We start from the raw sequence: 5888 nt of genomic DNA on the forward strand, positions 1-5888 counted from the left end.
TGAACTTCGATGCGTACGCCCGAACGGCTGTTGATCTTGTCAACGCGCCGCTGGACGACCTGAGCCAGCTCCGCGCTGTCCTGCCGGGGCCGGACCCGAGCGACGCCCCGGCCAGCGGCACGATGACGGCCCAGGTCATCACGTCCGCGGCGACGTAGAGTCCGTGCGCCCGGTCCGTGTCGCCGGTGGCCAGTCCCGCGACGGCGACGGCGAGGAAGGCGGCGACCGCGCCGAACCAGCCCACCGAGGTGCTGACGTGTGCCGTGAGCGCGATCCGGCGCAGTGGCGGCGGCATGGGCATCAGTGGCCGCCGTGGGTGGGCACGTTGCCGGTGAGGTGGGCGATCAGGAACGCGCCCGCGAGCACGACTCCGACCAGCGCGAAGATCTTGAACCAGCGGGGCATGCCCGCGCCTGCGGGCGGGGACGGGGTCATGTCGACCTCCAGAGGTGCGGTGTCCGTGTCGTCGCCCAATTTAGCGATACAGTGTGTCTGTATCAAGACAGTCTGTCTTCATAGCGACGGCTCGTACACTGGCGTGGTGCCGAAGCTCTGGGACGCCACGATCGACGCGCACCGCCACGCGGTCCGCGAGGCGGTGCTGGACGCCACCGCCGCCCTGGTCGCCGAGCGCGGGCCCGCCTCGGTGACGATGTCGCAGGTCGCGGAGACCTCCGGCATCGGCCGCGCCACGCTCTACAAGTACTTCCCCGATGTCGAGTCGATCCTGCGGGCGTGGCACGAGCGCCAGGTCGGCGCGCACCTGCGCGAGCTGTCGGCGGTACGCGAACAGGCCGGCGACGCGCGCCGCGCGCTGGTGACGGTGCTGGAGGCGTACGCCCACATCTGCCGGCGGGCCCAGCACGGCGGCGACGTCGCGGCGGCGCTGCACCGCGGCCCCGACGTCGCCCACGCCCACGGGCAGCTGCGCGACCTGGTGGCCGAACTGCTCGCCGAGGGCGCGCGCACCGGCGACGTGCGCGCCGATGTGCCCGCGCCGGAACTCGCCGGGTACTGCCTCCACGCGCTGCAGGCCGCCGGCGCGCTGACCTCGCAGGCCGCCCTGCGTCGCCTGGTCACGGTGACCTTGGACGGCCTGCGCCCGCCCGCCTGACGCCGCCAGCCGGCGATCTCCATCTGCACCACCGGGAACCAGGACATTCGTCTTATCGGTGAGCGGCCGCACGTTCCGTTGGCCGTCCTAGGAGGATGGGCCGGGGGCCGGGGCTCCCGTCGGCACGAAGGCAGGACCGGTCGGCTCGGGTCTGTCCGCACGGCGGGTGCCGCCGGTCGCGCCCAGGACGAGACCCGCGACGACGACCAGCACGCCCGCGGTCTGGGTGAGGCCCGGCACGGCCTGGTCCTGCAGCGCCGCCGCGGCGAGGGTCGCCGCCGGGACCAGGCCGGCGAACATGCCGGCCCGCTCCACGCCGAGCAGCCGCAGCCCGGTGAACCAGGCCAGGAACGCCACGACGGTCATCATCACCGCGAGGTAGAGCAGCGTCAGCGCCTCGGTCGCCGTCGGCACCCGCAGCCGCCCCCACTCCCCCGCGGCCAGCCCCGCGACCAGCAGCATCGGCACCGCCAGCGCGCAGCTGTACGCCGACACCCGCACCGCGCCCAGCCGGGGCAGCACGGCGGCCGCCAGCAGCGAGAACGACACCTCGCACACCAGCGTGCCGACCGCCGCCGCCAGGCCCACCGGGTCGGCCGACCCGGCGCCGTGCACCAGCGCGGTGCCCGCGACGACGGTCACGGCGGCGGTCACCAGCCGCGCCGCCGGGCGCTGCGCCCGCAGCAGCGGCCCGGCCAGCGCGAGCCCGAGCGGCGCCGCGCCGACGACGGTGCCGACCACGGCCGCGTCGGCGTGCTCGAGCGCGGTCAGCAGCAGCGTGTTGAACAGCGCCAGGCCCAGCAGCGCCACCCCGCCGAGCAGCACCCACTCCCGGCCGTCCGGGCGGATCCCGCGTGACGCGCGCACGGGTCGGCCCAGCCGGGTGACGGGCGGCGGAACGGGCTCGTGGCCGCCCGCTGATGAGGCGCCGCCCAGGCGCGGGAACAGCCGCAGCAGCGCGGCCAGCAGGAGGGCGGCCAGCGCGTAGCGCATCGCCTGGCCGGTCAGGATCGGGTAGTCGAGAACGAGGCGGCTCAGGCTCACCGAGCCGCCGAGGATCATCATGCCGAAGCTGCACAGGGCCGCTCCGGCCAGGCTGTCGCGGTTCACGATCCGACGGTATGGTCGGCATTGGTACACCGGACAGGGCCACTTCGCACAGGGAATCGAGGACCAATTGGCGGTGCTGGAGGCGCTGCTCGCCCTCGACCGCGACCGGCCCGGCGTCGGCGAGCGGCTCATCGGGGCGCTGCGCGAGGCCGTCGCCCAGCAGCGCATCGCGCCCGGCACCCGGCTGCCCTCCAGCCGCGACCTCGCGGCCGACCTGGGACTGTCGCGCGGGCTGGTCGTCGCGGCGTACGAGCAGCTGGTGGCCGAGGGACGGCTGGTGAGCAGGCGCGGCTCGGGCACCACCGTCGCGCCCGCGCCCCCGCCCGTCCCGGCGTCCGCCGGACAGCCGTCGCCGCCGCCGGCCGGACGGGTCGCGCCGTTGCGGCCGGGCGTGCCGGACCTGGGCATGTTCCCCCGGGCGGCGTGGCGGCGGGCGTACGAGCGGGCGCTGACCGGCGCGCTCGACTCCGATCTCGACTACACCGACCCGGCGGGCGTGCCGCGGCTGCGCGCCGAGCTCGCGGCATACCTGGGCCGGGTGCGGGCGGCCCGGACCGGCGCGGACGGCGTCGTGGTCACCACCGGTGCGGCACAGGCACTCGGCCTGCTCGGGCGAGTGCTCGCCGCGCGCGGCATGACCGACGTCGGCGTCGAGGACCCGGGCAGCGCCGGCATCCGCGACCACCTGCTCGCGTACGGGCTCACGCTGCACCCGGTGCCCGTCGACGAGCGCGGCGCGGTGGTGTCCGCGCTCGGCCGCATGCAGGCCGTGTTCGTCACGCCCGCGCACCAGTTCCCCACGGGAGTCGTGCTGGCACCGGGACGCCGGGCCGAGCTGATCGACTGGGCGCGCCGCACCGGCGGTCTGATCATCGAGGACGACTACGACGCCGAGTTCCGCTACGACCGCGACCCCGTCGGCTGCCTGCAGGGCGTCGCCCCGGACGTGGTCGCGCTGGTCGGCTCGGCCAGCAAGGCGCTGGCCCCGGGGCTGCGCCGCGGCTGGCTGGTGCCGCCACCGGCCTGGCTGCCCGCCGTACGCAGGGCGAAGTCCGACGCCGACATGGGCGGCTCGGCGCTGGAGCAGCTGGCGTTCGCGGAGCTGCTCGGCAGCGGCGGGTACGACCGGCATCTGCGGCGGGCGCGGCGGGCGCAGCGCACGCGGCGTGACGCGCTCGTCGCGGCGCTACGCACACACCTGCCACAGGCCCGGATCTCGGGCGTCGCCGCCGGGCTGCACCTGGTCGTCGAGCTGCCGTCCGGGGTGGACGACCGGGCGCTGGCCGCACGGGCCAGGTCGGCCGGGCTCGGCCCGCTGGCCCTGTCCGAGCTGCGGCACGGTGGCGACGGCCCGCCGGGGCTGGTGCTCGGCTACGCCGCGCAGACCCCGGACGAGCTGACCGCCGCCGTCGCCACGCTGGCCGGGCTGCTGCCCTGACGACACCGCCACGCGGCGCCGGCACCCGACCGGTCGGGCACGACGGTGGGCCGGACGGCGTCAGACGAGGCGGGCGGAGGCGAGTAGCACCGGCGCGGCCAGGCCGGGCCAGTTGCCGGTGAGGGTCTCCCCGGCGGGGAGCGGGGCCGCGCCGACGACGCGGGCGACGGCCAGCTCGACGGTGTCGGTGACCACGGTCGTCGGGTCGCCGTCCACGGTCCGGACCAGCGTGCCGATGCCGGGCGCCGGGTCCCCCGCGCCGCTGCCCGTCACGGTCATCGCCGCCTCGCGGACCTCCTTGCGCCCGTCGACCTCGAAGTACTCCTCGGCCTGGCCGCCTCCGGTGAGGACGGCGTGCGCCAGCGCGGCCGCGTACACCGGGTCGCCGCACGCGTCGTACACCCAGCGCTTGCCGAGCACCTCGTGCTCGGTGGTGCCCAGCAGGAACGCGTCGCCGCCGGGCAGCGGCGCGCCGCGGTAGGTCAGCGGCGCGTGCAGGATCGGCCCGTCACCGGCCCGGACCAGGAGCGTCTCGATGCCCACCGCGCCGTCCGGGTCGTCGAACCGGCAGGCGGACACCCGTTCGACCGCGGCCGTGGCGTCCCCGGCGAACCAGGGGCGGCCCGGCAGCCATGCCGTGAGCAGCTCGAGTTTGGTGGGACGCAGGTACGCGCGGTGCAGCAGAGCCATGCCCCGCATCCTAGTCCCATGATCAGGTCTCGGGCGGCCCCGGCCGGGGCCGTCACACCGTCACCGGGGGTCGACGGGCAGCTCGTACTCGTCGGCGAGCCGGTCGGCGTAGGCGCGCGCCAGCTCGTCGCCGGTGGCGCGGACGCGCTCCACCAGCTCGGTGGCCACCCGGACCGCGCCCTCGTTCAGCAGCAGCGCGGCGAGCAGGCATCGGGACCGGTCGTCGAGCACCGCGGCGCCCCGGCGTAGCACCGCTTCGGCCTCGGCCCGGCCGCCCGGCACGGCCAGCAGCAGCGCGCCGAGCACCGCCAGCGCCCCGGCGTCGCCGCGGTCCACCCGCTGCCGGTGCGCCTGGATGGCGCGTTCGTGCTCGCCCGGCTCGCCGTGGTTACGCAGGAAGGCCGCGTACGCGGTGAGCGCGGCGACGTCCCCGGCCGCGACGGCCCGGACGTACAGCTTGCGCGCCTCGGCCGGGTCGCCCTGCCGGGCGCGCACGTTGGCCAGTCCCGCCAGCGAGCGCACGTCCCCGGCCGCCACCGCGCCGCGGTAGACGGCCTCCATGGCGGCGCGGTCCTCCCGGATGCCCGGCCGGTTGACCAGCCGGACGACGGCGCGGTGGTCACCGGCCTCGGCGGCCTGGCGGTAGAGGGCCGCAGCCAGCTCCGGCCTGCCCGCGTCGTCCGCCTCCTGCGCTGCGGCGAGCAGCGTGGCGATCGCGTCGGGCCGCGCGGCGTCGCGGAACGCGGCCTGGGCCAGCCCGATGGCGTACGCGTCCTGCGGGGAGGAGCGCAGCGCGTCCCGGGCCGCCGACCACAGCCGCCGTCTCATGCGCCGATGATGGCACCGCCGCGCCCGTTCGGGCAGGGGTCGATCCGGTGGATCGGCGCGTCAGACGACGTCGGCGGGCAGCCGCCACAGCAGCGCACCCTGTCCCGCCTGGAGCACGTGCGCCTGCGCCAGCGGGATCCAGAAGCACTCGAAGCGGATCGGCGCGTCCCCATGGTCGTCCTCGCTGCTGAACCAGCGCTCGGGGGTGTCCTCGGTGACGGTCAGGTGGAAGACGTGGCGGTGGTGCAGCTCGTACCGGTAGGGCGTGCTGTCGTAGGTGGTCTCGCCGAGCTTGCCGACCAGCTTGACCGTGCCGAGGCCGGTCTCCTCGGCCGCCTCGCGCAGGGCCGCCTGCTCCGGTGTCTCGCCCGGCTGCACGCTGCCCGCGGGGACCTGGATGCCGACCTCCTCCCAGCTGTAGTCGACGTGCCGGAAGACCAGCAGCCTGCCGTCGCGGACGATGTAGCAGAGCACCTTCTGGCGGACCGGCTTCTCCGGCATGCTCACTCCCCCGTCGGACTGTCGTCATCGGTGTCCGGCGTCGCCGCCGATCACGTGCGCCGGGCGACGTTACCGCCGGACGCGCGGCGCCGTCGAACCGTACACAGACGACCGGGGTGAGTGCCGCGACGGCCAGCGACACCGCGATGTGGGTTTTGCCGGCCGTCGCGGCGTTGAGGGCAGGGTTCACCGCCTACTTCACCACCC

At 76.0% G+C, this 5888-nt stretch carries 7 protein-coding genes and 1 pseudogene; 2 read left to right on the forward strand and 6 right to left on the reverse strand.

Features of this window, described 5'->3' with window-relative positions; genetic code table 11:
- Together AB0J67_RS38740 and AB0J67_RS38745 are read right to left on the reverse strand one after the other, a co-directional pair.
- Positions 1-295: pseudogene (locus AB0J67_RS38740) on the reverse strand (hypothetical protein); the annotation flags it as partial.
- A gap of 5 nt (positions 296-300) precedes the next feature.
- Positions 301-435, reverse strand: a complete 135-nt coding sequence (locus AB0J67_RS38745) for a hypothetical protein (protein ID WP_363490421.1) — start codon at positions 433-435, stop codon at positions 301-303.
- A 106-nt stretch (positions 436-541) separates the two neighbouring features.
- Here AB0J67_RS38745 and AB0J67_RS38750 point away from each other — a divergent pair, with 106 nt between their 5' ends.
- Positions 542-1114, forward strand: coding sequence for a TetR/AcrR family transcriptional regulator (locus AB0J67_RS38750; protein WP_363490423.1), 573 nt, complete (start codon positions 542-544; stop codon positions 1112-1114).
- 87 nt (positions 1115-1201) lie between these two features.
- On the opposite strand, the gene AB0J67_RS38755 is transcribed toward AB0J67_RS38750, so the two are convergent.
- On the reverse strand, positions 1202-2224 hold the full coding sequence (locus AB0J67_RS38755; RefSeq protein WP_363490425.1) for a DMT family transporter: 1023 nt from the start codon (positions 2222-2224) through the stop codon (positions 1202-1204).
- A 73-nt stretch (positions 2225-2297) separates the two neighbouring features.
- Here AB0J67_RS38755 and AB0J67_RS38760 point away from each other — a divergent pair, with 73 nt between their 5' ends.
- Positions 2298-3662 (forward strand): PLP-dependent aminotransferase family protein, encoded by a 1365-nt coding sequence (locus AB0J67_RS38760; RefSeq protein ID WP_363490433.1) that lies wholly within the window; start codon positions 2298-2300, stop codon positions 3660-3662.
- A gap of 60 nt (positions 3663-3722) precedes the next feature.
- Here AB0J67_RS38760 and AB0J67_RS38765 read toward each other — a convergent pair whose 3' ends face one another.
- Genes AB0J67_RS38765 through AB0J67_RS38775 form a run of 3 tightly spaced genes read right to left on the reverse strand, consistent with a single transcriptional unit; the run spans position 3723 to position 5681 of the window.
- Positions 3723-4352, reverse strand: a complete 630-nt coding sequence (locus AB0J67_RS38765) for a hypothetical protein (RefSeq protein WP_363490427.1) — start codon at positions 4350-4352, stop codon at positions 3723-3725.
- Positions 4353-4412: 60 nt separating this feature from the next.
- The gene (locus AB0J67_RS38770; RefSeq protein ID WP_363490429.1) at positions 4413-5180 is read right to left on the reverse strand and encodes a hypothetical protein; all 768 of its coding nucleotides are present in this window, start codon (positions 5178-5180) and stop codon (positions 4413-4415) included.
- 60 nt (positions 5181-5240) lie between these two features.
- Entirely contained in the window at positions 5241-5681 is a 441-nt protein-coding gene (locus AB0J67_RS38775; RefSeq protein WP_363490431.1) for an NUDIX domain-containing protein, read from the reverse strand.
- Between the last annotated feature and the right edge of the window lie 207 nt (positions 5682-5888).

The sequence above is a fragment of the Catellatospora sp. NPDC049609 genome (genome assembly GCF_040675365.1).
Lineage (GTDB): Bacteria > Actinomycetota > Actinomycetes > Mycobacteriales > Micromonosporaceae > Catellatospora.

Excerpts from the sequence above, each read along its gene's own strand:
- AB0J67_RS38775 (WP_363490431.1), bottom strand. The coding sequence starts at position 5,681 with ATGCCGGAGAAGCCGGTCCGCCAGAAGGTGCTCTGCTACATCGTCCGC.
- AB0J67_RS38765 (WP_363490427.1), bottom strand. The coding sequence starts at position 4,352 with ATGGCTCTGCTGCACCGCGCGTACCTGCGTCCCACCAAACTCGAGCTG.
- AB0J67_RS38770 (WP_363490429.1), bottom strand. The coding sequence starts at position 5,180 with ATGAGACGGCGGCTGTGGTCGGCGGCCCGGGACGCGCTGCGCTCCTCC.
- AB0J67_RS38745 (WP_363490421.1), bottom strand. The coding sequence starts at position 435 with ATGACCCCGTCCCCGCCCGCAGGCGCGGGCATGCCCCGCTGGTTCAAG.